This window comes from Bradyrhizobium sp. SZCCHNRI2009 (genome assembly GCF_032485115.1).
In the GTDB taxonomy this organism is placed as follows: Bacteria; Pseudomonadota; Alphaproteobacteria; order Rhizobiales; family Xanthobacteraceae; genus Bradyrhizobium.
In genome coordinates this window covers 442,018-466,314 of the sequence record NZ_JAUEUH010000004.1, presented here as the reverse complement: position 1 = coordinate 466,314, position 24,297 = coordinate 442,018, and the positions used below count along the sequence as shown (strand labels likewise).

The 24,297-nt window shown below is 64.8% G+C and carries 27 protein-coding genes; 7 read left to right on the top strand and 20 right to left on the bottom strand.

Translation table 11 applies throughout. The annotated features are described in order from the left end of the window. The first annotated feature begins 37 nt into the window (after positions 1-37). On the top strand, positions 38-889 hold the full coding sequence (locus QX041_RS17325; protein WP_315752840.1) for a sulfurtransferase: 852 nt from the start codon (positions 38-40) through the stop codon (positions 887-889). A 22-nt stretch (positions 890-911) separates the two neighbouring features. Then, a complete protein-coding gene (locus tag QX041_RS17320) occupies positions 912-1,229 on the top strand; it encodes a hypothetical protein (protein ID WP_315713146.1) in 318 nt (105 codons plus the stop codon). A 203-nt stretch (positions 1,230-1,432) separates the two neighbouring features. Here the strand turns inward: QX041_RS17320 and hspQ are convergent, their stop codons facing one another. From hspQ to nifH, 10 genes are all read right to left on the bottom strand, one after another. After that, positions 1,433-1,759 carry a heat shock protein HspQ gene (gene hspQ / locus QX041_RS17315; protein WP_315752839.1) on the bottom strand — a complete coding sequence of 109 codons (327 nt, stop codon included), beginning with the start codon at positions 1,757-1,759 and terminating at the stop codon, positions 1,433-1,435. A 19-nt stretch (positions 1,760-1,778) separates the two neighbouring features. After that, positions 1,779-2,066 carry a ferredoxin III, nif-specific gene (gene fdxB, locus QX041_RS17310; protein ID WP_315713149.1) on the bottom strand — a complete coding sequence of 96 codons (288 nt, stop codon included), beginning with the start codon at positions 2,064-2,066 and terminating at the stop codon, positions 1,779-1,781. A gap of 23 nt (positions 2,067-2,089) precedes the next feature. Then, on the bottom strand, positions 2,090-2,290 hold the full coding sequence (locus QX041_RS17305; protein ID WP_315713150.1) for a CCE_0567 family metalloprotein: 201 nt from the start codon (positions 2,288-2,290) through the stop codon (positions 2,090-2,092). An 18-nt stretch (positions 2,291-2,308) separates the two neighbouring features. Further along, complete coding sequence (locus QX041_RS17300) at positions 2,309-2,779, bottom strand: NifX-associated nitrogen fixation protein (RefSeq protein WP_316166077.1); 471 nt, start codon at positions 2,777-2,779, stop codon at positions 2,309-2,311. A 10-nt stretch (positions 2,780-2,789) separates the two neighbouring features. Beyond that, complete coding sequence (gene nifX / locus QX041_RS17295; RefSeq protein ID WP_315713153.1) at positions 2,790-3,185, bottom strand: nitrogen fixation protein NifX; 396 nt, start codon at positions 3,183-3,185, stop codon at positions 2,790-2,792. Positions 3,186-3,210: 25 nt separating this feature from the next. Beyond that, the gene (gene nifN / locus QX041_RS17290; RefSeq protein ID WP_316166076.1) at positions 3,211-4,608 is read right to left on the bottom strand and encodes a nitrogenase iron-molybdenum cofactor biosynthesis protein NifN; all 1,398 of its coding nucleotides are present in this window, start codon (positions 4,606-4,608) and stop codon (positions 3,211-3,213) included. A gap of 10 nt (positions 4,609-4,618) precedes the next feature. Continuing rightward, a complete protein-coding gene (nifE, locus tag QX041_RS17285; RefSeq protein WP_316166074.1) occupies positions 4,619-6,292 on the bottom strand; it encodes a nitrogenase iron-molybdenum cofactor biosynthesis protein NifE in 1,674 nt (557 codons plus the stop codon). A 132-nt stretch (positions 6,293-6,424) separates the two neighbouring features. Continuing rightward, positions 6,425-7,984 carry a nitrogenase molybdenum-iron protein subunit beta gene (gene nifK, locus QX041_RS17280; protein ID WP_315768870.1) on the bottom strand — a complete coding sequence of 520 codons (1,560 nt, stop codon included), beginning with the start codon at positions 7,982-7,984 and terminating at the stop codon, positions 6,425-6,427. A gap of 83 nt (positions 7,985-8,067) precedes the next feature. Then, positions 8,068-9,570, bottom strand: coding sequence for a nitrogenase molybdenum-iron protein alpha chain (gene nifD / locus QX041_RS17275; RefSeq protein ID WP_315713160.1), 1,503 nt, complete (start codon positions 9,568-9,570; stop codon positions 8,068-8,070). 73 nt (positions 9,571-9,643) lie between these two features. Next, positions 9,644-10,531, bottom strand: a complete 888-nt coding sequence (gene nifH, locus QX041_RS17270; protein ID WP_315713086.1) for a nitrogenase iron protein — start codon at positions 10,529-10,531, stop codon at positions 9,644-9,646. 449 nt (positions 10,532-10,980) lie between these two features. Here nifH and QX041_RS17265 point away from each other — a divergent pair, with 449 nt between their 5' ends. Together QX041_RS17265 and QX041_RS17260 are read left to right on the top strand one after the other, a co-directional pair. Further along, positions 10,981-11,373, top strand: a complete 393-nt coding sequence (locus QX041_RS17265) for a response regulator (RefSeq protein WP_315713161.1) — start codon at positions 10,981-10,983, stop codon at positions 11,371-11,373. Between the two features lie 46 nt (positions 11,374-11,419). Further along, positions 11,420-11,881, top strand: coding sequence for a SufE family protein (locus QX041_RS17260; RefSeq protein WP_316166072.1), 462 nt, complete (start codon positions 11,420-11,422; stop codon positions 11,879-11,881). Positions 11,882-12,150: 269 nt separating this feature from the next. Here QX041_RS17260 and QX041_RS17255 read toward each other — a convergent pair whose 3' ends face one another. The 7 genes from QX041_RS17255 to QX041_RS17225 all read right to left on the bottom strand — a co-directional run bounded on the left by QX041_RS17255 (position 12,151) and on the right by QX041_RS17225 (position 20,759). After that, positions 12,151-13,392 (bottom strand): cysteine desulfurase, encoded by a 1,242-nt coding sequence (locus QX041_RS17255; protein WP_316166071.1) that lies wholly within the window; start codon positions 13,390-13,392, stop codon positions 12,151-12,153. Positions 13,393-13,395: 3 nt separating this feature from the next. Further along, entirely contained in the window at positions 13,396-14,721 is a 1,326-nt protein-coding gene (gene sufD, locus QX041_RS17250; RefSeq protein ID WP_316166069.1) for a Fe-S cluster assembly protein SufD, read from the bottom strand. A gap of 14 nt (positions 14,722-14,735) precedes the next feature. Continuing rightward, complete coding sequence (gene sufC / locus QX041_RS17245) at positions 14,736-15,497, bottom strand: Fe-S cluster assembly ATPase SufC (RefSeq protein ID WP_315752830.1); 762 nt, start codon at positions 15,495-15,497, stop codon at positions 14,736-14,738. Between the two features lie 37 nt (positions 15,498-15,534). Continuing rightward, positions 15,535-17,055, bottom strand: a complete 1,521-nt coding sequence (sufB, locus tag QX041_RS17240; protein ID WP_315768880.1) for a Fe-S cluster assembly protein SufB — start codon at positions 17,053-17,055, stop codon at positions 15,535-15,537. Between the two features lie 38 nt (positions 17,056-17,093). Continuing rightward, the gene (locus tag QX041_RS17235) at positions 17,094-17,288 is read right to left on the bottom strand and encodes a 4Fe-4S dicluster domain-containing protein (RefSeq protein ID WP_008961670.1); all 195 of its coding nucleotides are present in this window, start codon (positions 17,286-17,288) and stop codon (positions 17,094-17,096) included. Positions 17,289-17,748: 460 nt separating this feature from the next. Continuing rightward, positions 17,749-19,488, bottom strand: coding sequence for a nif-specific transcriptional activator NifA (gene nifA / locus QX041_RS17230; protein ID WP_316166067.1), 1,740 nt, complete (start codon positions 19,486-19,488; stop codon positions 17,749-17,751). A 422-nt stretch (positions 19,489-19,910) separates the two neighbouring features. Then, on the bottom strand, positions 19,911-20,759 hold the full coding sequence (locus tag QX041_RS17225) for an SDR family oxidoreductase (RefSeq protein ID WP_315752827.1): 849 nt from the start codon (positions 20,757-20,759) through the stop codon (positions 19,911-19,913). A gap of 397 nt (positions 20,760-21,156) precedes the next feature. On the opposite strand from QX041_RS17225, the gene QX041_RS17220 reads away from it, so the two are divergent. Next, positions 21,157-22,011, top strand: a complete 855-nt coding sequence (locus QX041_RS17220) for a xanthine dehydrogenase (RefSeq protein ID WP_315825179.1) — start codon at positions 21,157-21,159, stop codon at positions 22,009-22,011. 65 nt (positions 22,012-22,076) lie between these two features. Next, positions 22,077-22,319: a bacterioferritin-associated ferredoxin gene (locus QX041_RS17215; protein WP_315752825.1), complete on the top strand. Its 243-nt coding sequence runs from the start codon at positions 22,077-22,079 to the stop codon at positions 22,317-22,319. Between the two features lie 81 nt (positions 22,320-22,400). On the opposite strand, the gene QX041_RS17210 is transcribed toward QX041_RS17215, so the two are convergent. Continuing rightward, complete coding sequence (locus tag QX041_RS17210) at positions 22,401-23,261, bottom strand: SDR family oxidoreductase (RefSeq protein ID WP_315825180.1); 861 nt, start codon at positions 23,259-23,261, stop codon at positions 22,401-22,403. Between the two features lie 135 nt (positions 23,262-23,396). On the opposite strand from QX041_RS17210, the gene QX041_RS17205 reads away from it, so the two are divergent. After that, entirely contained in the window at positions 23,397-23,567 is a 171-nt protein-coding gene (locus QX041_RS17205; protein ID WP_315713176.1) for a hypothetical protein, read from the top strand. Between the two features lie 229 nt (positions 23,568-23,796). Here the strand turns inward: QX041_RS17205 and QX041_RS17200 are convergent, their stop codons facing one another. Together QX041_RS17200 and QX041_RS17195 are read right to left on the bottom strand one after the other, a co-directional pair. Further along, entirely contained in the window at positions 23,797-23,952 is a 156-nt protein-coding gene (locus QX041_RS17200; protein ID WP_008961662.1) for a hypothetical protein, read from the bottom strand. 26 nt (positions 23,953-23,978) lie between these two features. Then, complete coding sequence (locus QX041_RS17195; RefSeq protein ID WP_315713177.1) at positions 23,979-24,167, bottom strand: DUF2934 domain-containing protein; 189 nt, start codon at positions 24,165-24,167, stop codon at positions 23,979-23,981. Positions 24,168-24,297: the final 130 nt, after the last annotated feature.

The following is a 24,297-nucleotide window of genomic DNA, read 5'->3' as shown; positions in this document are numbered from 1 at the left end:
AGTCATCCTGTTGGCTCTTCAAATCGCGAGCGCATGCATGAGCACGGATCCCTCGAGCACCCTGGTCAGCTCCGACTGGCTGGCACAACATCTTTCCGATCCCGCCACCAAGATCCTCGACTGCACCTGGCACCATCCGAGCACCAACCTGGACGGCCGTACGCAATACCGCGGCCGGCACCTGCCGGGCTCAGTGCATTTCGATATCGACCAGGTCGCCGACAAGTCCAACCCGCTGCCGCACATGCTGCCGTCAGCGGGCGATTTCGCCCACAAGGTCGGGCTGCTCGGCATCAGCAATGCCGATCGCGTCGTCGTCTACGACCGTCACTATGGCGGCTCGGCCGCGGGCCGCGTGTGGTGGATGTTCCGCGTATTCGGGCACGACAACGTCGCCCTGCTCGACGGCGGCTTCGGCAAATGGACCAAGGAGAAGAGGCCGGCGGAGATGACGCCGGTGCGCCCGGTGCCGGCGAGCTTCACGGCCAGCTTCCAGCCCGGCCTGGTCGCGACCTCGGCCGACGTGCGTCGCCTGCTGCAGGCCGGCGGCCAACTCATCGATGCGCGCGGGCCCGGCAAGTTCGACGGCACGCAGGCAGACGTGTTCACCTTCAAGCGCCAGGGCCACATTCCAGGTGCCATCAACCTGCCCTGGGCCGATCTGGTCGATCCGGACTCCGGCGTGCTGCTGGCGCCCGACGCGCTCACCGCACGCTTTACGGCCGCGGGCGTCGATCTGAACAAGCCGATCGTTACCACCTGCGCCTCGGGCATCACCTCCTGCATGCTGGCGTTGGCGCTCTACCGGCTCGGCGTTCCGAACGCCGCCGTCTACGACGGCGCTTGGGCGGAATGGAGCCAGCTCGACGACACGCCGGTCGCGGCGTGATTTCAACGACGGGAGCACGAGCATGGCAAAGACTCTGGTCAAGACCACGCAGGACGGCCGCAAGGTCGAGGTGATTGGCCTCGCCATCTGCCTCGAAGGCGAGCTCGAGGCGTTCGAGCTGGTCGAGGTCAAGCTGCATCCGAACCGGCGCAAGATCTGGGAGGCCGCGCCCGACGCGACTCACATGGCCGGCCGCATCACTTTGACCAAGGACGAGGCAGCGATCGTCGAGAGCGCGTTCGCCGCCGCCCAGGCCGAGATCCTCGCCAACCCCGCCGCGATCAACGAGCGCTTCCGGATCGCGGCGATGTGGAAGGCCAGGGAACAGGGGATCGAGTAAAAGTCCCCGCTTTCGGCCTGGCCCTCATCTCTCGACCGTCATTCCGGGGCGCGCGAAGCGCGCGCCCCGGAATGACGAGCGGATAGATCGTGGCCAACACAAGTCTCCGTCATCGCGAACGCAGCGACGCGATCCAGGGCCGCACGACGACTCTGGATTGCTTCGTCGCCTGCGGCTCCTCGCAATGACGGCAGTGGCAAGATCTACTGAAAGATCCGCCCGCGGTAGCGATAGCTGCCCTCATCGTCGACATCGAACAGTTCGCCGATATCGGGATGCTTCACCGGCTCCCCGGAAGCGTCCGCCACCAAGTTCTGCTCAGGCACATAGGCGATGTAGCTGCTCTCGCCGCATTCGGCGAGCAGATAGTAGAATGGCTGCTCCTTGTCGAGCCTGGCGTCCATGGTGATGGCGCGCCAGCCCTCTTCCTCGGAGAACGACAGGTCGACATCGAACACGACGCCGCGCAGATCGTAGACGCGGTGCCGAGTCACCTGGCCGATCGTGAATTTCGCCTCCATCCGCATCATGGCAGCACGCTCGACAATCTCAGGCCGCCGGCGAATGGGTCTGGCAGTTGGTCGGGCAGACCCGGGCGCAGGCGCCGCAGCCGATGCAAGCGCCGGTGTCGTTCATGACCATGATCTTCTTCTCGACCTCGTCATCCTCGTCGTCGTCGAGCTCGACGAACTCGCCCTCGTCGTTGATGCCCTTCAGGGTCATGACCTCGCGGCCACACACCTTGTAGCAGCGGCCGCAGCCGATGCACTTGGCCGGATCGATGGCGACCAGATAGTCCGGCCGCCAGTCGCGACCGTCACGGGTTGCGTTGGACATGATGACGGATCCTCAAATCGGGCTTACGCGGTTTCGAGCTTCTTCAGCTCGGCCCGCTTCTTCTCCAGCTCGGCGAACGCGTCATGCGCCTTCTGCGCCGTCGGCAGGATCTGGTCCCAGTTGATGGGCAGTTCCTCCGACAGGTCGTGCAGGTTCATCTTGGCATCCATGGCGCGTGCCGACAGCTTCTTGATCTCGGCCTTCAGGGTATCCAGGTCGCTCATCTCTCTCATCCTCGCCGTTCAGTAGTTCGCGACGTCCTTGAACTTCTCGATCATCTCGACGCCGGCCTTGACGAACTTGTCGCCTTCGTCGGCCAGCTTGCCGAGATTGTCGAAGCCGAACCGGTGCACGTCCCGCAGCAGCTTGTTGACGACGATCAGCCGGCCGCCGATCAGCACCATGCGGCCGAAGCCCTCGTGACTCATCTTCAGCATCGGCGAGATCATGACGCCGGTGGCCTTCTCGATCGACAGCGCGACCGCATTGAAGAACAGCTCCAGCCGCCAGATCGTCTCCGGATCGGGATCGCCGATGATCGGCAGCGCCCGCCGCTTCTCCTTGTCCAGGATGTAGGGCTCGAGCAGGTCGATGTCCTTCTTGCCCTCCCATGCGCCATGGGTGTCCTGGGCCCGCCACACCTTGATCAGCTCCTTGACGAAGGGCCGCTGCTCGGCGGGGATGGTTTCGACGGCTACCGCGGTATCGGACATGATGGTTTCCTCATTCCTCGAAATCGAGCGCGCGTTCCTGGCCCTTGGCCAGCGCCTTGCGCAGCCAGGGCGGCGGCGTGCCCTTGAGCACCGCCTGCAGCTTGCCGAGCAGATCGGTGATCTCCTCGGGCTGGGTGACCTTCATCGGATGGATGTTGTTGGCGACGACGCGCGCTGCGCCGGAGCCGCCGATCGCGGCGACATAGAGGATCGCGCAATCCTTGATCGCCTCGATCTTCGGCGCCAGCTTGTCCTCGTTGCCATCCTCCTTGAGATCGCCGTCGAACTCGACCTTCTCGATGAAGCGGTAGCCCTCGGGATCGAGATCGTAGATCGCGATGTTCTTGGCCCAGCCGAAATGGGCGTCGACGCGCTTCAGATCCTGGGTAGCGAATGCGACTTTCATGTCGTCGGTCCTTTCTCCTGAAACGTCAATGCAGTGGCGCCACGACGGCGGTGTCGATCGATGCCTGTTCGAGGTCCTTCCAGGGATCGAGCCAGGTGTCGGGCGTCGGCTGATGGTTGTCCTCGCGATCGGCGATGATCAGATTGGCGAGCGCAAAGATCAGATCGCGCGTGCCGCGATAGCCGACCGTCAGGAGATGCCCTGCCCCGAGCCGGTCGAACATCGGAAAGCCGATCCGGTAGAACGGGATCTTGAGGCGGGCGGCGGCCTGGCGGCCGTGCGAATGCGTGAGCATCAAGCCGCAGTCGCGCTCCTTTGCCAGGTTTTCGAGATCCTCGAGATCGCCGATCAGCACTTCATCGCAGGGCATCCGCTCGAGCACCGGCGACTGCGTCGTGGTGACCGCCACCGACACATGCGCGCCCATGTCGTGCAGCATGCTCGCGACGTCGAACAGCAGATCCGGCTCGGCGCCAACAGCGAGCTTGCGACCGCCAATGTGGAAATGCGCATCCAGCATCGCGTCTGCGAGCTGGCCGCGCTGCCGGCGATATTTCGCCGGCACCGGGCGTCCCGAGATCTCGCTGAGGAACGTCATGAACTCGTCGTTCGGCAGCAGCCCGCAGAGCCGCTCGAACAGCCGATACGGCACGCCGGTCCTGGCCTGGATCGCTTCCGCCGCTCGCTTCATTTGCGCCCCGATCGCGATCGTCCAGGACGCGCTGCCCATGGTCGCAATCTCTTCCAGGCCGATGCCGCCGATCGTTGTCGGCGTGAACTCGTCGGGGATGTGGCCGTCGAGCGAGCCGCCGATATCCGGCAGGAACGATGGCTCCAGACCGAAATCCTCGATGATGGTGCGCAGCTCCTCGATATCCCCCGGCGTCAGATGGCAGCCCGGCAGCACGTTGATCCGCGCCGGGTCGCGACGGGTCGAGGTCGGCTTGTCGACGAGCACCTCGACCATCTTGGCGACGGTCTTGTCCCAACCGTCCTGGAACGCGTCCTTGAAGTCCGGCGTCGAGACGTAGACCAGCGGATAATTCGCGAGATCTGGATGTTTCTCGCGGATCAGCCTGATGTAGCCGTCGACGTCGTCGCCCTTGGTCTCGGTGACGCCGGTCGAGCAGATGCCGATGATCTCCGGCTTTTGTCGCTTGTAGATGTTGAGGATCGCCTGCTCGACATTCTCATAGCCGCCGAGCACGGTGGCGACCTCGCTCATCGCCGTCGTCTGCATCGGCACCGCTTCCTTGAAGTGGCGCACGAACAAGGTCAGGCCGAACGAGGTGCAGCCCTGCGAACCATGCAGCAGCGGCATCGCGCCGCGCAGGCCGAGGAAGGCGAACGAGCCGCCGATCGGCTGGCTCATCTTGAGCGGATTGACCGCGCAGGCCTTCTTTCCAATGGTGACCTTGGCCATGAGCGCCGCCCTACTCCGCCGCCTGCAGCAGCTCGGCCGGCGCCTTCTGCGCCGCCAGGATGTCCTCCACACGGCCGGCGCAGGCGCCGCAGCCGCCCGATGCGTTGGTGTGCTCGCGAACGCCGGCGACATCGGCGAGGCCATGGGCCTTGATCGCGTCCTCGATGGTGCCGAGATCGACCGACTTGCAGTGGCAGATCTTCTTGGCGCGTCGCGCGGCTTCCGCGGCGACCGGATCGGCCGCCAGCGCCGCCGCTTCTGCATTGGCCTGGGCAATCGCCCTGGCCTGCCAGTTGCTGTCGGCCTGCTCCCAGGGCGCCCGCTTGCGCAGCTGCTCCCACATCGGGTTGTAGATCGCCTTGTCGATCTCGGCGACCAGCTTCACCATCCCGATATAGCCCATAAAGGCGTGGGAGCGCTCCTGGTTGATGTCGAGCCAGGGCATCGCCGCCTTCAGCGCCACGAATTGCGACTTGCCGCCCGAGAGCATGATGTCGGCCTTGGCGTCCTTGAGCATCTTGTACATTTCGCGCGGCGCCATATCGTCGATCATGTGCGCGTCCTGGCCCATCAGCTCCTTGATGCGCTCCTTGTCCTCCTTGGTGGACTTCTTGACGGAGGTGCCGACCAGCTCCATGCCGGCCTCCTGCAGCGCCGCTACGACTGACCACGACTTCACGCCGCCGGTGATCAGCAGCACCTTCTTGCCGGTGAGCCGCTTCTTGAACGGCTCGATCGCCGCCCAGGCCTTGGCCTCCTCGCGCGCGATCACCGCCTCGGTGCGGTCCAGCAGATCGGCCGGCGCGCCGCGCTCGACCAGGAGGCGCGCGATCTCGCGCAACGAGTCCGAGGAGTCCTGGATGCCGTAGAACGATCCCTCGAAGAACGGAATGCCGTAGCGTTCCTCCATCTTGCGGGCGACGTTGATCATCGCCTTGGAGCACACCATCATCGCGGCGCGGGCGCGGTGCGACGAGGCGACGTCCTTGTAGCGGCCGTCGCCGGAGATGCAGGCGGAGATGCGGATGCCGAGTTCGTCGAACAGCGGCTTCACCTGCCAGAGCTCGCCGGAGAGATTGTATTCGCCGATGATGTTGAGGTCGTAGGGCGTTGTGACCTCCGGCTCGACGGTGCCGATGACGTGGTCGAGCAGCGCCTCGCCGGCGAGCTTGTTGCCGAGATTCTTCGGGCCGACGAAGCCGGGCGAGTTGACGGGGATACAGGGCTTGCCAAATTTGGCCGAGGCCGCCTTGCAGACGGCATTGATGTCGTCGCCGGTCATGGCGGGCACGCAGGTCTGGTAGACGAAGACCGCCGGCGGATCGTACTTCTCGATGATTTCCTTGATCGCCTTGTACAGCCGCTTCTCGCCACCGAACACGACGTCGGTCTCGTTGATATCGGTCGTGAAACCGGTGCGCCAGATCTGCGAGCCAGACGAGGCCGCGCCGCGGTTGTCCCAGGAATTCCCCTCGCAGGCGATCGGTCCGTGCACGAGGTGCGCGACGTCGGTCAGCGGCTGCAAGGCGACCTTGGCGCCATCGAACGCGCACCCGCCCGCCGCACCGCCCGGCTGCAGCTGCTTGGTGCAGCCCTTCTTGCGCTCGGCCTCGGACTTGTTGGCGTTCTTGCCGCAACCCGGCTCGTTGAAGACGTTCTGGATCGTGGCAGACAGCGAGCTCATCGGCTTCTCCTGTTGGCGGACCTTCTGCGCGTCTTTTGGCCGAGGAGGCTCAGGCTTTCAGTGCCTTCCCCATGAGCCTCGTCGGCCAGATCGAGACGCGGCGGCCCTTGAGGGACCGCCGCGCGCCGTGTCCTAGCGGATGATGTCGAAGCTGTAGTCCGACTTGGCGGGCACGTTGGTGTTGCGGTCGATCTCGTCGAAGATCTTGTCGAGGATCGTGACAAGCACGTTCAGGCCGCCTTGATAGCCCCACACCGGATAGCGGTGCTTGTGGTGACGATCGAAGATCGGAAAGCCGATGCGGATCAGCGGCGTGCCGGTGTCGCGCTCCAGATACTTGCCGTAGGTGTTGCCGATCAGGAAATCGACCGGCTCGGTGAACAGCAGCGAGCGCATGTGCCACAGGTCCTTGCCGGGATACACGTGGCAGTTCTTTCCGAACGGCGACGAGTCGAACACGGCCTGCACCTTCTCGGCCCAATCCTTGTTGCCGTTGGTGGCGAGCACATGGGTCGGCTCGGCGCCGAGCTCGAGCAGGAACGCGGCGAGGCCGAGGCAGAGATCCGGATCGCCGTAGATCGCGAACTTCTTGCCGTGGATGTGGGCGCTGGAATCGGCGATCGCGTCGACCAGGCGGCCACGCTCGAGCGCGAGCTGCTCCGGAATCTCCTTGCCGGTGATGCGTGACAGCGCCATCACGAAGGCGTCGGTGCCGGTCACGCCGACCGGATGGTTGAAGGAGACGACCTCCTGGCCGTGGTTCTTGATGAACGGCAGGGTCTTCTCGGTGCAGAAGTGCTGCATCGAGATCGTCGCCTTGGCGTGAATCGCGTTGGCCGCGTCCTCCAGCGTGGTGCCGCCATCATACATACGGAACTCGCCGTCGGTCGGCGTGTCGAACACGTTCGAATTGTCGCCGAGGATCGTGTACTCGATCCCCATCGCCTCGAAGATGTGCTTCACTTCCTTGATGTTGCCGACGGTGTAGCCATCGAAACCGCCGATGAAGTTGATCTTCTCGTTGGGAACGCGCTCCAGCTTCGGCGCGGTGCCGGCCTTGCCGTCCCAGAAGTGCTCGAGAATGCCCTTCATTGCATTGTCGTAGCCGGTGACATGGCTGCCGACGAAGGCAGGCGTATGGGCGAAAGGCACATCGAACTCGGCGGGAACCGAGCCCTTCTCCTTGGAGGTCTTGATGAAGGCGTTGAGGTCGTCGCCGATGACTTCCGCCATGCAGGTGGTGGAGACCGCGATCATCGACGGCTTGTACATGTTGTAGGCGTTGGCGAGGCCGTCGATCATGTTGTTGAGGCCGCCGAAGACGGCTGCGTCCTCGGTCATCGACGACGACACGCAGGAGCTCGGTTCCTTGAAGTGGCGCGACAGATGGCTGCGATAATAGGCAACGCAGCCCTGCGAGCCGTGCACGAACGGCAGCGTCTTTTCGAAGCCGACGGCAACGAACACGGCGCCGAGCGGCTGGCAGGCCTTCGCCGGGTTGACGGTCAGCGCCTCGCGGGCGAAATTCTTCTCGCGATATTCGGGTGTCTTGGCCCATTCGCGGATGCGCTCGACCTCGGCGGGATCGCGCGGATTCTCGAACATCTTCTTCTTGTTCGCCAGCATCTGCTGGTATTCGGGACCACGGAAAAGCTCGAAGTGATCGAGCACATGTTCGGCACTCTGCGTCATGGGATAACCCTCTCTATGTTCCTGTGTCGATCAGGGAGCACTGGCTCTCCGCCGAAGGAGAGCCAGGCCGTGGGCGGTGGTGCTTACTCGGCTGCCTGAAGCAACGGCTTGGGCGCCTGCTTCCAGGGCGCCTTGGCCATCTTCCAGACCGGCGAGTTGATGGCCATGTCCATGTCGCGGGCGAAGATCGCGAACCCGTCATAGCCATGGTAGGGACCCGAGTAGTCCCAGGAATGCATCTGGCGGAACGGTACGCCCATCTTCTGGAACACGTACTTTTCCTTGATGCCCGAGCCGACCAGGTCCGGCTGGACCTTCTCGACGAACTTCTCGAACTCGTAGCCGGTGACGTCGTCGTAGATCAGCGTGCCGTCCTTGACGTAGTGCTGAGCGGTGCGCTGATAGTCGTCGTTGTGGCCGAACTCATAGCCTGTGCCGACGACCTCCATGCCGAGATCCTCGTAGGCGCCGATCACGTGGCGCGGACGCAGACCGCCGACGAACAGCATCACGGTCTTGCCTTCGAGGCGCGGCCGGTACTTGGCGATCACGGCGTCCATCAGGGGCTGGTACTTGGCGATGACTCGCTCGGCACCTTCCTTGATCTTGTCGTCGAAATAGCTGGCGATCTTACGCAGCGATTCGGCGATCTTGCTCGGTCCGAAGAAGTTGTATTCGCACCACGGAATACCGTACTTCTCTTCCATGTGGCGCGAGATGTAGTTCATCGAGCGGTAGCAATGCAGCACGTTGAGCTTCGCCTTCGGCGTCGCCTCGAGCTCTGCCAGCGAGCCGTCGCCCGACCACTGGGCGATCACGCGCAGGCCCATCTCCTCGAGCAGGATGCGGGACGACCAGGCGTCGCCGCCGATGTTGTAGTCGCCGATGATCGCGACGTCGTAGGCCGACGGCTCGAAGCGCGGCGCGGCATCGGCCGGGAGCTTGTCGAACACCCAGTCCCGGATCGCGTCGTTGGCGATATGGTGACCCAAGGACTGGGAGACGCCGCGGAAGCCTTCGCAACGCACGGGGACGATGGTCTTGCCGTCATACTCCTTCGACTTGACCTTGGAGACGGCCTCGATGTCGTCGCCGATCAGGCCGATCGGGCATTCCGACTGCACGGTGATGCCGTTGTTCAGCGGGAACAGCTCCTGGATCTCGTCCATGATCTTGGCGAGCTTCTTGTCACCGCCGAAGACGATGTCCTTCTCCTGGAAGTCGGAGGTGAACTGCATCGTCACGAAGGTGTCGATGCCGGTCGTCCCGATGTAGTAGTTGCGGCGCGCCGCCCAGGAGTACTGGCCGCAGCCGACCGGGCCATGGCTGATGTGGATCATGTCCTTGATTGGGCCCCACACCACGCCCTTCGAGCCGGCGTAGGCGCAACCGCGGATGGTCATGACGCCGGGGATCGACTTGATGTTCGACTTGACGCCGCAATCCGACTTGCCGTTCTCATGCACGTTGAGATGCTTGGCGCGGCGCTTGGCGGTCTTTTCCGGATAGACCTTCAGGACCTCGGCGATCAGTTCCTTGTTGCGCGCCTTGATCTCGGCGACGCTTTGTTTCTCGGTGACGCTCATCTGGCTTTCCTCGATGATCGGTTGCGGAGGTGATCCGGCCCTTGGAGATGAAGGGCCGGAGCACCGGTGGCGGTTACGCCGTTGCGGCGAGTTCGGCGGCAGTCTTTCCGATCTGGGTTTCGTCGACGGCCTTCATGATGCCGTGCTCCATCAGCATGTCCTCGAGCTCGTCCATCGTGATCGGGGTCGGGATGATGCCCTTGCCGCCGTTGTTGTGGATCTTCTGCGCCAGCGAGCGGTAGTGCCCGGCCTGGACCGAATCCGGCGCATATTCCAGCACGGTCATGCGGCGCAGCTCGGCGTGCTGCACGATGTTGTCGCGCGGCACGAAGTAGATCAGCTGGGTGCCGAGCTTCTTGGCGAGAGCCTCCGCCAGCTCCAGCTCCTTGTCGGTCTGACGCTCGTTGCAGACCAGGCCGCCCAGGCGCACGCCGCCGGAATTCGCATATTTCAGGATGCCCTTGGAGATGTTGTTGGCGGCATACATCGCCATCATCTCGCCGGACATCACGATGTAGATCTCCTGCGCCTTGTTCTCGCGGATCGGCATCGCGAAGCCGCCGCACACGACGTCGCCGAGCACGTCGTAGGACACGTAGTCGATGTCCTCGTAGGCGCCGTTCTCTTCCAGGAAGTTGATCGAGGTGATGACGCCGCGGCCGGCGCAGCCGACGCCCGGCTCCGGACCGCCGGACTCGACGCAGCGGATGTCGCGATAGCCGACCTTCATGACCTCCTCGATCTCGAGGTCCTCGACGCTGCCGGCGGCAGCAGCCAGGCTCAGGATCGTGTCCTGCGCCTTGGCGTGCAGGATCAGGCGGGTCGAATCCGCCTTGGGGTCGCAGCCGACGATCAGGATCCGATGACCCATCTCGGCGAGCGCCGCGAGCGTGTTCTGCGACGTCGTCGATTTGCCGATGCCGCCCTTGCCGTAGAATGCGATTTGTCGAAGTGATGACATTCTGCTCTCCATCAACCGATTGCCAATGTCCCGCATGCGCCTTGCATCGCGAGACCGCGTCCTCTCTCCAGAACCGGCAGACGGGTTATTGGGAAGGAGAGCATCGCTCGTCCGAAGCGTCGGCGTGCACTCAGCCCTCAACCATTGCCTGAGCCCAGTTTTGCAACGGCTGTGCCAGAGCTTTGGAATCGTTAAAAAGGCCATGTTTTGAAAGAGATGCGGCCAAGCTCGGCGCTAGGATGGACTTGTTGCAAATCCGACATCGGGGGTTTTCACCCGACGCTCCCGCGCCGTGCTGTCCGAAACGACACATGCCGCCGCGGCTCCGAGCGGCGCTTCCGTAGAGAACACCGCGGAGCGCTCGCGTGGGGCCGGTCAGGAGCGGCGGTACGGAGTTTGCTTGATGCAGATCAAACCCGCTTTCGAACGGGCCAGCAGGAGTACTTTTGATGGCGAGCAAGGCGCGCGTCTTTGTCATTGAAGCCGATCAGGTGATCCGCTCGGCGCTGGGCTACATTCTCAGTGAGCGTCACGAGACCTTCACCTTCGCGGAGACCGCCGACGCTTTGACCAAGGCGGCACGGACCTCGCCCGACGCCGTCCTCATCGGGATGAGCATCCTGGAGGACGACGGCGCCGAGACGGTCGGCATGCTCGCCCGGAAGATGCATCAGGCCGGCATCATCGTGGTCGCGGGATCGACCCGGTCGCCGCTCGCGCTGGCCGGCCTACGGCAGGGCGCGGAAGCCATCATCGCCAAGCCGATCACCTTCGACGGCGTCACGCACGCGGTCGATTCCGTGCTGGCGCGGCGCGGCAGCGAGCCGGACATGACGGCATAGCTGGCCGCCGCATCTACGGAGATCTGCCGATGACGAGGAGAGGATGATGTTGAGGATGACCCAGACCGCGACGCCGGGGATACCGGACATCGAGGACATCGTCGAGAATTTCGCGCTGCTCGACGACTGGGACGACCGCTACCGCTACGTGATCGAGCTCGGCCGCGGCCTGCCGCCGCTGCCTGACATCGACCGCAATGATGGCAACAAGGTGCAGGGCTGCACCAGCCAGGTCTGGCTCGCCACCGCCGTGCGGCACGACGCCGCAGCGCCGGTGCTGCATTTCGTCGGCGACAGCGACGCGCACATCGTGCGTGGCCTGGTCGCGATCCTCCTGGCGATGGTCTCCGGCCGCACCGCGCCGGACGTTCTCGCCGCCGATCCGATCGCCCTGTTCGAGAAGCTGGGCCTGCGCGAGCATCTCACGCCCCAGCGCTCCAACGGCTTCCGCTCGATGGTCAGCCGCATCAAGGCCGATGCGCAGGCGGCGATGGCTGCGGCGGCGTAGGTTTTGATTTGTTGCTTTGATGAAGCCGCTATAGCGCGGCACATTCAGTCTTCGCCTCTCCCCGCGTGCGGGGAGAGGCCTGATTGCATCGAAGATGCAATCCGGGTGAGGGGGACTCTCCGCGAGTCTGGTGCGTGTGGAGAGTTCCCCCTCACCCCAACCCTCTCCCCGCACGCGGCGCGGGAGCGCACCGCCAGCTTGGCGAATGCTCGTTTCCGACTCGCCAGATGCGAGTCAGTAGGAACTCAGCCAGGACGGCGCGAGTGCTCTTAAGAGAAAAACTCCTGTGCCTTCTTCAGCGCACGTACCAGCACATCCACCTCTTCGCGCGTGTTGTACATCGCGAACGACGCGCGGCAGGTTGCGGTGACGCCAAAACGCTCCAGCAGCGGCATGGCGCAATGGGTGCCGGCGCGGACCGCGACGCCGGAGCGGTCGATGACGGTGGCGAAGTCGTGGGCGTGGGCGCCCTGCATCTCGAACGAGACGATGGCGCCCTTGTCGGCGGCGTTGCCGATGATGCGCAGCGAGTTGATTTCGCGCAGCTGCTCGGTGGCGTAGGTGACGAGATCATGCTCATGCGCCGCGATGCGCTGCTTGCCGATCGAGGCAACGTAGTCGATCGCGGCGCCCAGCCCGGCGGCCTCCACGATCGGCGGCGTGCCCGCCTCGAAGCGGTGCGGCGGATCGCCATAGGTGACCCATTCCCGCGAGACCTCGCGGATCATCTCGCCGCCGCCGTTGAACGGCGGCATCGCTGCCAGCAGCTCGCGCTTGCCGTAGAGCGCGCCGATACCGGTGGGGCCATAGATCTTGTGGCCGGTGATGCAGTAGAAATCCGCGTCGAGATCGCGGACATCGACCTCCATGTGCACGGCCGCCTGCGAACCGTCGACCAGCACGGGAATGCCGCGCGCATGCGCGATGCGGATGACCTCCTTGACCGGGACGACGGTGCCGAGCACGTTCGACATCTGCGTCATCGCCACCATCCTGGTGCGCGGCGTCAGCAGCTTCTCGAACTCGTCGAGCAGGAAGTTGCCGTCGTCGTCGACGGGAGCCCATTTGATCACCGCGCCCTGCCGCTCCCGGAGGAAATGCCAGGGAATGATGTTGGCGTGGTGCTCCATGATCGACAGCACGATCTCGTCGCCCGGCCCGATCCGCTCGCGGCCGAAGGTCTGCGCCACCAGATTGACCGCCTCGGTGGCGCCGCGCGTGAAAATGATCTGCTCCGGACTTTCGGCATTGAGGAACGCCGCCACCTTGGCGCGGGCGCCCTCATAGGCCTCGGTCGCGGCGTTCGCGAGATAATGCAGCCCCCGATGCACGTTGGCGTACTCGGACGTATAAACTTGGTTCATCCGGTCGAGCACCGCCTGCGGCTTCTGCGCTGACGCGGCGTTGTCGAGATAAACCAGCGGCTTGCCGTGCACCTGCATGCCGAGGATCGGGAAATCCGCGCGGATGCGGCCAACGTCGTAGCCGCTTCCCTGCACCGCTGCATGCATCACCTACTCCCGTTGTCCGAGCCAGCCCAGCATCGCCTCCGTTAGCGCCGCCCGCACGCTCTCATTGGCGGCGCCCTCGATGATCTCGCCGACGAAGGCCTGGATCAGCAGCGCCTTGGCTTCCTTCGGCGGAATGCCGCGCGCCATCAGATAGAACAGCAGCTCGTCATCGATCGCGCCGGTCGTGGTGCCGTGGCCGCATTGCACATCGTCGGCGAAGATTTCGAGCTCCGGCTTGCTGTCGGCTTCGGCCTCGTCGGACAACAGCAGCGCCCGTGACATCATCTTGGCGTCGGTCTTCTGCGCGCCGGGGCTGACCGTGATCTTGCCCTGGAACACTGCGCGCGCGGTGTCGCCGACGACAGCCTTGAAGGTCTCGCGGCTCTGGCAGTTCTCGGCGGCATGCTCGATCGCCAAGGTCGTGTCGGCATGCTGGGCGCCGGACAGCAGCGATCCGCCGCGGATGTCGGCTACGGTTCCCTCGCCCGCGATGTGCACGAACAGCTGGCTGCGCACCAGGCTGCCACCGGCGACGAAGCCGAGCTGATTGAAGGTCGCGCGCGCGCCGATATTGGCGAGCAGCGAGGAGATGTGCAGCGCGCTGTTGCCCTCCCGGGTCACCTTCACATGGTCGATCCGCGCCTCGTCGCCGACGACGAGCTGCGTCGCGGTGTTGACCTGATATTCGCTGCCGTCGGGCCCCTGATGCGACTCGACGATGGTGGCGCTGGCCCCAGTTCCGATATTGACCAGCGACCGCGTGTACATCGAGGTTGCGACCCAGTTCGTCGTGACGAACGCGACGTGGATTGGCCGGCTCAGCGCCGTGCCCGGCGCCACCAGGATCACGACGCCATTGGCAGCCAGCGCGGTGTTGAGCGCCAGCGCCGGATCGTCGTCCGGCACGACCGGACCGAGCCGCTGCGACAGCAGCGGCTTGTCGGCCGCGAGCGCGTCGGCCATCGGCTGGATGGTGAGGCCGGGCTCGAGATCGGCGAGGTCGGACAGCTCGGGCACGAAGGCACCGTCAACGATCATCAGCTTGCGGAAGCCGGTGCCCGCGAACGGGTCGCTCGCCTCGCGCGCCTTGGTCTTGGCGGCATCATCGGGCAGCGAGGCCAGCCGCTTGGCCTCCTTCATCTGCGTGCGCAGATCGGTGTAGCGCCAGGCCTCGACGCGCCGATGCGGCAGGCCGACCGCGTTGAAGCGGTCAAAAGCGGCGGCGCGCACCGCCGTGATCTCCTCGCCGCCCGGCAGATAACGGCGGGCGCCCTGGTACAGATCGGCCAGCCCGAGCTCGGCCTTGGTCTTGCGGATCGCGACGCCCATGCTCGTGCTCCGCCCTACGCCGCTTCGCTCTGATACTGGGCGTAACCGGTCGCCTCGAGCTCGCGCGCGAGGTCCGCGGTCCCGGTGCGGACGATGCGGCCCGCCGCGAAGACGTGAACGATGTCGGGCACGATGTAGTCGAGCAGCCGCTGATAGTGGGTGATGACGATCATGCCCCGCTCGGCCGAGCGCAGCGCATTGACGCCGCTGGCGACGACCTTCAGCGCGTCGATGTCGAGACCGGAATCGGTCTCGTCGAGCACGCAGAGCGAGGGCTGCAGCAGCGCCATCTGCAGGGTCTCGTTGCGTTTCTTCTCGCCGCCGGAGAAGCCGACATTGAGCGGCCGCTTCAGCATGTCGGCGTCGATGTTGAGCGTCTTGGCGATCTCGCGCACGCGCTTGATAAGATCCGGCGACGACAGCTCCTCTTCGCCGCGCGCCTTGCGCTGGGCGTTGAAGGCGGCCCGCAGGAACGTCAAGGTCGCGACACCCGGGATCTCCAGCGGATATTGGAACGCCAGGAACACGCCCTTGGCGGCGCGCTCATCGGCCTCCATTGCCAAGAGGTCCTCGCCGTTGAGATAGACCTCACCGGCGGTGACCTCGTAGCCGGGCTTGCCGGCGAGCACGTAGGACAGCGTCGACTTGCCGGCACCGTTCGGCCCCATGATGGCGTGGATCTCGCCCTTGTTCACGGTCAGGTCCAGGCCCTGGATGATCTTCCGTCCGCCGGCGATCTCGGCATGGAGCCCCTTGATTTCGAGCAAGGCCGTCATCGAACACTCCTTGTGATGTTGTCGCCGCGCGACGCCGTCATCCAACCGAACCTTCCAGCGAGATCGAGATCAGCTTCTGCGCCTCGACCGCGAACTCCATCGGCAGTTGCTGCAGCACGTCCTTGACGAAGCCGTTGACGACGAGCCCAACCGCCTCTTCCTGCGACAGACCGCGCTGGATGCAGTAGAACAGCACGTCCTCAGAGATCTTGGACGTCGTCGCCTCGTGCTCGAACACCGCCGACGAGTTCTTGGCCTCGATGTAGGGTACAGTGTGCGCGCCGCATTTGTCGCCGATCAGCAGCGAATCGCAGGCGGTGAAGTTGCGGGCGCCAGAGGCCTTGCGATGGGCGCTGACGAGGCCGCGATAGGTGTTCTGCGACTTTCCGGCGGCGATGCCCTTGGAGATGATCCGGCTCGACGTGTTCTTGCCGAGATGGATCATCTTGGTCCCCGAGTCGACCTGCTGGAAGCCGTTGGAGATCGCGATCGAGTAGAACTCGCCGCTGGAATTGTCGCCGCGCAGGATGCAGCTCGGATATTTCCACGTGATCGCAGATCCCGTCTCGACCTGGGTCCAGGAGATCTTGGAATTGGTGCCGCGGCAGTCGCCGCGCTTGGTGACGAAATTATAGATGCCGCCGACGCCCTCCGAATTGCCAGGGTACCAGTTCTGCACCGTCGAGTACTTGATCTCGGCATCATCCAGCGCGACCAGCTCGACCACGGCGGCGTGCAGCTGGTTCTCGTCGCGCTGGGGTGCCGTGCAGCCCTCGAGATAGGAGACGTAGGCACCCTTGTCGGCGATGATCAGCGTGCGCTCGAACTGGCCGGTGTTGCGCTCGTTGATGCGGAAATACGTGGACAGCTCCATCGGGCAGCGCACGCCCGGCGGGATGTAGACGAACGAACCGTCGGAGAACACCGCCGAGTTGAGCGTCGCGAAATAATTGTCGGTCGTCGGCACGACCGTTCCGAGATATTTCTGCACCAGGTCCGGATGCTCGCGCAGCGCCTCGGAGATTGGCATGAAGATCACGCCGGCCTTCTTCAGCTCCTCCTTGAAGGTCGTCGCCACCGAGACCGAATCGAACACGGCATCGACCGCGATCTTGCTGCGCGGCGTGGCCGCCTCGCCATCGGCGTCGGCTTCCGCGCCTCCAGCCGGGCGCTCGACGCCTTCGAGGATCTCGACCTCGCGCAGGGGAATGCCGAGCTTCTCATAGGTCTTGAGGATCTCCGGGTCGATCTCGTCGAGCGAGGCCACCTTCTTCTTCGGCTTCGGCGCCGCGTAGTAATAGAGATCCTGATAGTCGATCTTCGGGTATCCGACGCGCGCCCAGCTCGGCTCCGTCATGGTCAGCCAGCGGCGATACGCCTCCAGCCGCCATTCCAGCATCCAGGCCGGCTCGTTCTTCTTGGCCGAGATGAAGCGGATGGTGTCTTCCGACAGCCCCTTCGGAGCCTTCTCGGATTCGATGACGGTCTCGAACCCGTAGCGATATTGATCGACGTCGATGCCCTTGACCCGATCAATGGTCTCCTGAACCGCTGCCATCTCTCACTCCGCTTGCAATGTTTCCGCCGGGGCCCGCGTCAAGCGGGGACGCAGGTGTCCGGCACCGGACAGACGGCGGCGCATTGCGGCGCATCGAAGTGGCCCTCGCACTCCGTGCACTTCTTCGGATCGATGATGTACATGTCGTTCTTGAGCCGAATGGCCGCATTCGGGCACTCGAACTCGCAGGCCCCGCAGACCGTGCATTGTGAGGCGATGATCTTGTAGGCCATGTGCAGCTCCCCGCGATCCGTGCGACATCGAGCGATGTCATTCGCGCGATATCTTTCAAGCGCCGTGCCAGAGAGCATTTGGTTGATTTCTAAGGAGGATTCTAGACGTCGCAGGTCGCGGCGAGCTGTCGCTCTCCCGACAGCATGTCGCAAGTGCGACAGGGCGGGAGCAGCGTGTCGTCGGAGTCGAGGTCTCACTGCGCAATTGTCCGATGTCACCTCGCGCGCGAACGCCGGTCGTGACCCAGGTCGCTCCTCCGTCATTCCGGGGCGTGCGCAGCACGAGCCCGGAATCCACCGTGCGGCAGATCGCGCGGCGAAATGGATTCCGGCTCGTCGCGCTTCGCGCGTGCGTCGCCCCGGAATGACGGAGGAGATTGGGGCAACGCCGGAGCGTCAAAGTCCAAACGAAGAAGGGCGCGCTACTGCGCGCCCTTCGATCCCATCAAGCCGCCACCGCTCAGAACCGCTTGACCTCGATGTTGTGCTTCTTCAGCGCGTAACCGATCTGACGCGGCGTGAGGCCGAGCAGGCGGGCGGCCTTGGCCTGGACCCAGCCGGACCGCTCCATCGCCTGCACGATTCGGTCGCGCTCCGGCACGGCGCCGCCCTCCGAACTATCGGAATACTCGCCGTCATCGGCATCGATCGCCGGCAACTCGACGGGAGCCTCGACCGGCGCCGAGGTCCGCGGCAGGATCGGCAGCGGCACGATCGGCTGGCCGCGCGGCGGCGGCGGGGTCACCGTGTTGCCCTTCCACAGGATCGCCGACATGCACTCGTTGCGGCTGCAGGCGAAGTCGTCCATACCGATCGCCGAGCCCGTCGCCATGGTCGCGGTCCGTTGCACGCAGTTCTCCAGCTCGCGCACGTTGCCGGGGAAGCCGCAATGCATCAGCACCTCGATCGCGCTGACGTCGAACGTCAGATCGCGCTCGTTCTCGCAATTGAAGCGGCGCAGGAACTCGCGCGCCAGCTGCGGAATGTCGCTGCGACGCTCGCGCAGCGGCGGCAGTTTGATGGGCACCACGCTGATCCGGTAGTAGAGGTCGGCGCGGAACTCGTTGCGCGACACCGCCTCCTCGAGGTTGCGGTTGGTGGCGGTGACGATGCGGACATCGACCTTGATGGTCTGGTTGCCGCCGACGCGCTCGAACTCCTGCTCCTGCAACACCCGCAAGAGCTTGGCCTGGAACGCCGGCGAGATCTCACCGATCTCGTCGAGGAACAAGGTGCCCTTGTCGGCCAGCTCGAAGCGGCCTTTGCGCGCGTTGATCGCACCGGTGAAGGCGCCCTTCTCGTGGCCGAACAGCTCCGACTCCAGCACCGTCTCCGGCAATGCGGCGCAGTTGATCTTGATGAACGGCCGCTTCGCGCGATTGGACAGTTCATGGATCGCCTTCGCCACCAGCTCCTTGCCGGTGCCGGATTCGCCGCGCAACAGCACCGGCGCATTCGACTTGGCGACGACGTTGATCTTTTCCAACAACGCGCGCAGCGCCGGGCTGTCGCCGACGATGCCGTCGACCAGCACCTTCTTGCGATCCTTCGGCGCCGGCTTCAGCTCCGACAGCTCCTTCTGCAGCCGGTGGCTTTCCGCCATCAGCCGCTCGCGGTCCCGCGCGACGACCCGATGAAGCTTGATGGTCTGGCCGATCAGGTTGGCGACCATGGTCAGGAAGCGGACGTCGGAATCGAGCCGGAACACGGCGCGGCCGTCCCAGACACGGTCGATCGTCAGCGTGCCGACGACGCGCTGGTCGATGCGGATGGGAACGCCGAGGAAGGAGACGCGGGTGTCGGCGCAGGCGCCGAGCGTGACCGCGTCGGCGGCGCTGAAGGCGGGATGATCGGCGACGTTCTCCGCGATCAGCGGCACGGCGGTGGCGACGATCTGGTCGATCGCCTTCTGCGGCAGACGTTCGCGATAGCGCTGATCGCTGCCTTCGCTCCACCCGGCCCCGACTGCGAGATCGGGAATGCCGTCATCGGCGAGCAGCGACACCACGCCGTGGCGCATCTGCATGAAGGACTGCAGCAGGTTGACGACGTTGGCGAGGGTGATCTCCAGCCGCGTCGGCGCGGCGAGGATTTTCGAGATTTCGAAAATTCCGGTCAGCGCGATCTCGCTGAGCGGGATCGGCGCGGCGTTGGACCTGACGTCCTGAGCTTCGACCTGACGTGTTTCCGTTTGGACCATGGTCGCTTCTCTGATCGTCACGAACGCCTTGGTGAAGCCGCCCGTGATTGTAGGTGTTCTAACATCCTCCCTTAACTGCAGATGATTGTCGTGCCTAACTTTGCTGCATTGCCGCAGAAGTAGTGTGCAACGGACAGGCCAGAAAAGCTGCAGGCTTTCATGATGTTAACAAATTAGTTTACACCCGTCGCGATGCGTGCATTGCACGTCCGCACGGGCGGCAAAACGGTGCGCCTGACGATTTCGCGTTGTCTACTCGACACCTGATAGCTGCGCATCCGCCGGCCTGTTTGCGACCGGATCGCAACGGACGACACCTGAACACCAACTTTCCACTTGCGGCCCGCCGCTCGTCTCCTTGCGGCCAGCCACGGCATGACGCGTTCACATCCGCGTGTCGGCCGCGCGCGGCGGTGATCAACCTAGAGGTGCTGCCCCCCATTGATCTGAATCTCCTCGCCGGTCACGTAGCTCGCCGCATCCGAGCACAGGAAGAACAGCACCTTGGCGACCTCTTCCGGCGCGCCGATCCGGCGCATCGGAATCAGCGGCGAGAACCGCGCCTCGGTCTCCGGCGACACCATTTCGGTCTTGATCTCGCCTGGGGCGATGGCGTTGACGCGGATGCCATGCGGCGCGAAATCGTGCGCCATCTCGCGGGTCAGGCAGGCGAGCGCCGCCTTCGAGGTCGCATAGGCGGTGCCCGCAAACGGATGGACGCGGGTGCCGACGATCGACGTCACGTTGACGACCGCGCCCTGCCCGCGCTTCAGCTCCTCGAACAGCCCGCGCGCGAGCAGGATCGGTCCGAGAAAGTTGACGTGAAAGACGGTCATCCAAGTCTCGACCGAGGTCGCGAGCGAATCCAGCCGGCCACCGTCCTCGGCCTTCGGCGAGATCGCCGCATTGTTGATCAGGGCATGCAGCGGCGCGCCGTCGAGCCGCTGCTTGATGTCGGCAATCGCACGCGGGATCGCCTTGCGATCGCTGAGATCGACCTGGACGTGATTGTCGGGACCGGCGTCCCACGGACAGCGGCCGCCGTCGAACGGCTGGCGCGAGCAGGTGATGATGCGCCAGCCGGCGTCGGAGAACAGCTTTGCGGTCGCATGACCGATGCCGCGCGAGCCGCCGGTCAGCACGAGCGTTTTCTGCTCGGCGCGCGCGGGCCGCTCGGCGGCCGCCACGTCTCGATGGAACGGGCACGCCGTGATGGTCTGAGCCGCCTCCATGGCGGGATCGCGGACGTCCTGGTCGAGATCGAGGCTCACCTCATCCGTCCTGATCCTGCGCCGCAACGCCACCAGGACGCCGGCTGCCAAGCTTCGGCTGCTGCCTTTGCCGCAGACGTGATCTGGGCGCAGGCTCCGTAACGATCGGAAATACCAGGGGTATCGCCATGCGCCGGTTGTGCAGATTCCGGGCCAGCGAAAACGGCGGGCAAAGCAGCTTTTCCTGTCGGGTTCGCGACAGATTGGCGGGTTCTGGACACATCCAGCGTCGGCTTTTGTGCCGCGTCCTTTGCAGGACCTTCACAGAGCGATCGTTTTCAGAACGATGCCTGATGGTCCAACTCTTGCTCGACGGATCTGATCATTCGAACTGGAAGACCGCTTGTCAGTCGCACGACCGACAGCCACGAGACGCCAACACCGTATGGACCAGGACATGGGGACGAATGCAGTGCGCTTCGCCGTGGTCCTCGGGACCAACGATGTCGCGTCGGCGATCGGCGTGCATCTGCATCGTGCGGGCTTCTGCGTGGTGCTGTCGCATGATCCCAATCCGCCGGTCATGCGCCGTAAGATGGCGTTTCACGACGCCCTGTTCGGCGACACGGTCCGCATCGAGAACGTGACGGGCGAGCGCATCGAGAGCACGATGGAGGTGTTCAAGGCGCTCGGCAATCCCCGGCACGTCCTTGTCACTCCACTCGGGTTGCTCGATCTCCTGCCGGTCCGTACCATCGACGTCCTGATCGACGCGCGGATGCAGAGGCGCGCGGTGACCCCGAATTTGCGCGGCATGACGCGGCTCTCGATCGGCATCGGTCCGGGCTTCTCGCCATCAGCCAATTGCGATATCGCAATCGAGACCCGGCCGGGCCGGCTCGGCCAGATCGTGCGCGAGGGCTGGACGCTGGCAGCGGATGAAGTCGGCGCGCTCGTCGGTGTCGAGCGCCTGGTGCATTCGCCGCATGAGGGCCGATGGCATACCCCGATCGAGATCGGCACGCGCATCTACAAGGGCTTCGTGATCGGCCATCTCTCCGGCGCACCGGTCACGGCCCCCTATGACGGCATCCTGCGCGGCATCGTCCGCGACGGCAGCGACGTGCCGGCCGGCGTCGCGCTCGCCGAGATCGATGCCCGCGGCCGTCATGCGCAGTGGACCGGGATCGATGCGCAGGGACAGGCGCTCGCCCAGGCGACGTTGGCCGCAATACGGCTGCACGCCGCGAACCGCATCGGGACGACCGCAAGCGTGCCCGCGCATCAGGTCGCTTCGAACGATTCTGACTAGCCCGCGCCGTGCGCGCCGACCTTGGCATCCCGGTTGCTTATCGTTTGCAGGAGCGAGCAACAGCCATGATCATCTGTTCCTGCAACGTCATCAGCGACACGGCCATTCGCGACATCGTCACGGCGGCCGACATCGTCTTCGGCTCGCCGGCGCAAGTGTATGATTGTCTCGGCTGCACGGTCCAATGCGGCCTCTGCTCGCGCTCGGTGAAGCGGATTCTCGACGAGCGACAGGGTGATACGGCCGCTGCGGCGGTGTGGCCGGTGCAGGCCGAGCCCGCGCCGTGCGCGATGATGTCCGCCGCGTAGCACCGGCATGCGTATGACGTGCCGACGCACGGACTTGTCGGATGTCGGACAAATGCGACAGCAGACGATGTGCACTGGTCCTCAGATGACCGGCTTGCCGCCGGTGACGGCGACCGTCGTCCCCGACGTGTAGCTCGACAGGGGATCGGCGAGCATCACATAGGCGGTGGCCAGCTCGGCCGGCTGGCCGGGGCGCTTCATCGGCACCTGCTGGCCAAACGTCTTCACCTTTTCCTCCGGCATGGTCGAGGGGATCAATGGCGTCCAGATCGGACCAGGCGCCACCGCGTTGGCGCGGATGCCCTTATCGGCCAGCATCTGGGCGAGACCCGCGGTGAAGTTCTGGATCGCGCCCTTGGTGGTGGCGTAGGCGAGCAGCGTCGGATTGGGCATGTCGGAATTGACCGAGGCCGTGTTGACGATCGCGCTCCCCGGCTTCATATGCGGCACGGCCGCCTTGGCGAGATAGAACATCGCATGGATGTTGGTGCGGAACGTCATCTCCCATTCTTCGTCCGAGATGTCGCCGACGTCGCTGAACGTCGCCTGATGGGCGGCGTTGTTGACGAGAATGTCGACGCCACCGAGCTCATCGACGGCGCGCCGGATGATGGCCCTGCAATGCGCGGGGTCCTGGATGTCGCCGGGCATCAGCACCGCCTTGCGGCCCTCCTTCTCGACCAGCGCTTTCACCTCCCTGGCATCATCGTGCTCCTGCAGGTAGGCGATCAGGATGTCGGCGCCCTCGCGCGCATAGGCGATCGCGACCGCACGGCCGATGCCGCTGTCGCCGCCGGTGATGACGGCCTTCTTGCCGGTCAGTTTTCCCGAGCCCTTGTAGCTGGCCTCGCCATGGTCGGGCCGCGGCTGCATCGCCGCGGTCGTTCCCGGCATGGCCTGTGACTGCGGCGGAAACGGCGGTTTGGGATGATGATCGGACATCTTGATCTCCTGCAGGTTGCTGCAGCTTCAATCGCAGCGCCGGGGCGGCGTTCCTGCCGCCGCGGCGCGCGGATCGCGCGGAACGTGAGCACACCGCGCGCATTGCCCTGATGCGAACAGCGAGAGGATCAGGCGATGGCAAAAGACCTCCCCATCAACGGACGCGAGCCCGACCGCTCGGAGGACGACATCCAGCGCGATCAGCTCGGCCCGCGCGGCGTGCCGGGCGCGAAGGATCCGGCGAAGATGACGCCGCAGCGCGACAAGAAGACGCCGGATGATGTCGATCCGGGTCACACCGCGTGACGGCACGGGTCCCCGTCAACGGAGAGACGCCTTCATCTCGGCGTTGTTCATCTCATCCTTGCTGAGGCGATACGGACCATGGTCCCGGCTGCGGCCGGCCCCTCCCTCCTTCCCTTGAAGGGCAGAGAGAGGCAGCGCTGCGGCTCGCAACGACGGCCGGGTTGAACGAGGCCTTCCTCGACACTGCCGGAGTTCATCGATCGCGCGAGAGCGGCCACCTCCGCCCACCTCAATGCGTTTTGCTCTCGCCCCACTTCTCGAGGTCCTTCGCCGCTTCCGAGCGCTGCTCCTTCTCGGGCTTCTCGGCCCAGGGCTTGTCGGTCTGCTTCATCGAGCCCCAGTCGCTTTCCTGGCGCGGATCGTCCTTCGGCGTTTCCTTGCTCATCAGTTCGTCCTTTTTTCTGCTCGCACTCACCCCGGCAGGATCGTCGGCGGCGGCGCCGTCGCCTCGTCGTGAAGCTCGCTCATCTCGCCGATCTCACGCTCGGCCTGATACCAGAACTCATCCTCGCGGCCGTCAGGCCGGCCGGCCTGCTCCCAGAGCTGGTGAGCGCGCCTGCGAATCCTCTCCTGAAGTTCAGTGTCGCTGGTCCGGTCCATGGTTCTCCCTCGCATGAGGCTGCGTCGGCGGCGTGACCTTGCGTGGCAATCATCCGAACGAGACGAAGTTCCAAGGCACGGCGCGCACGGGCGATCCGCCGCAGCGGCGCGGCGAGAGAACGCGGCGCAC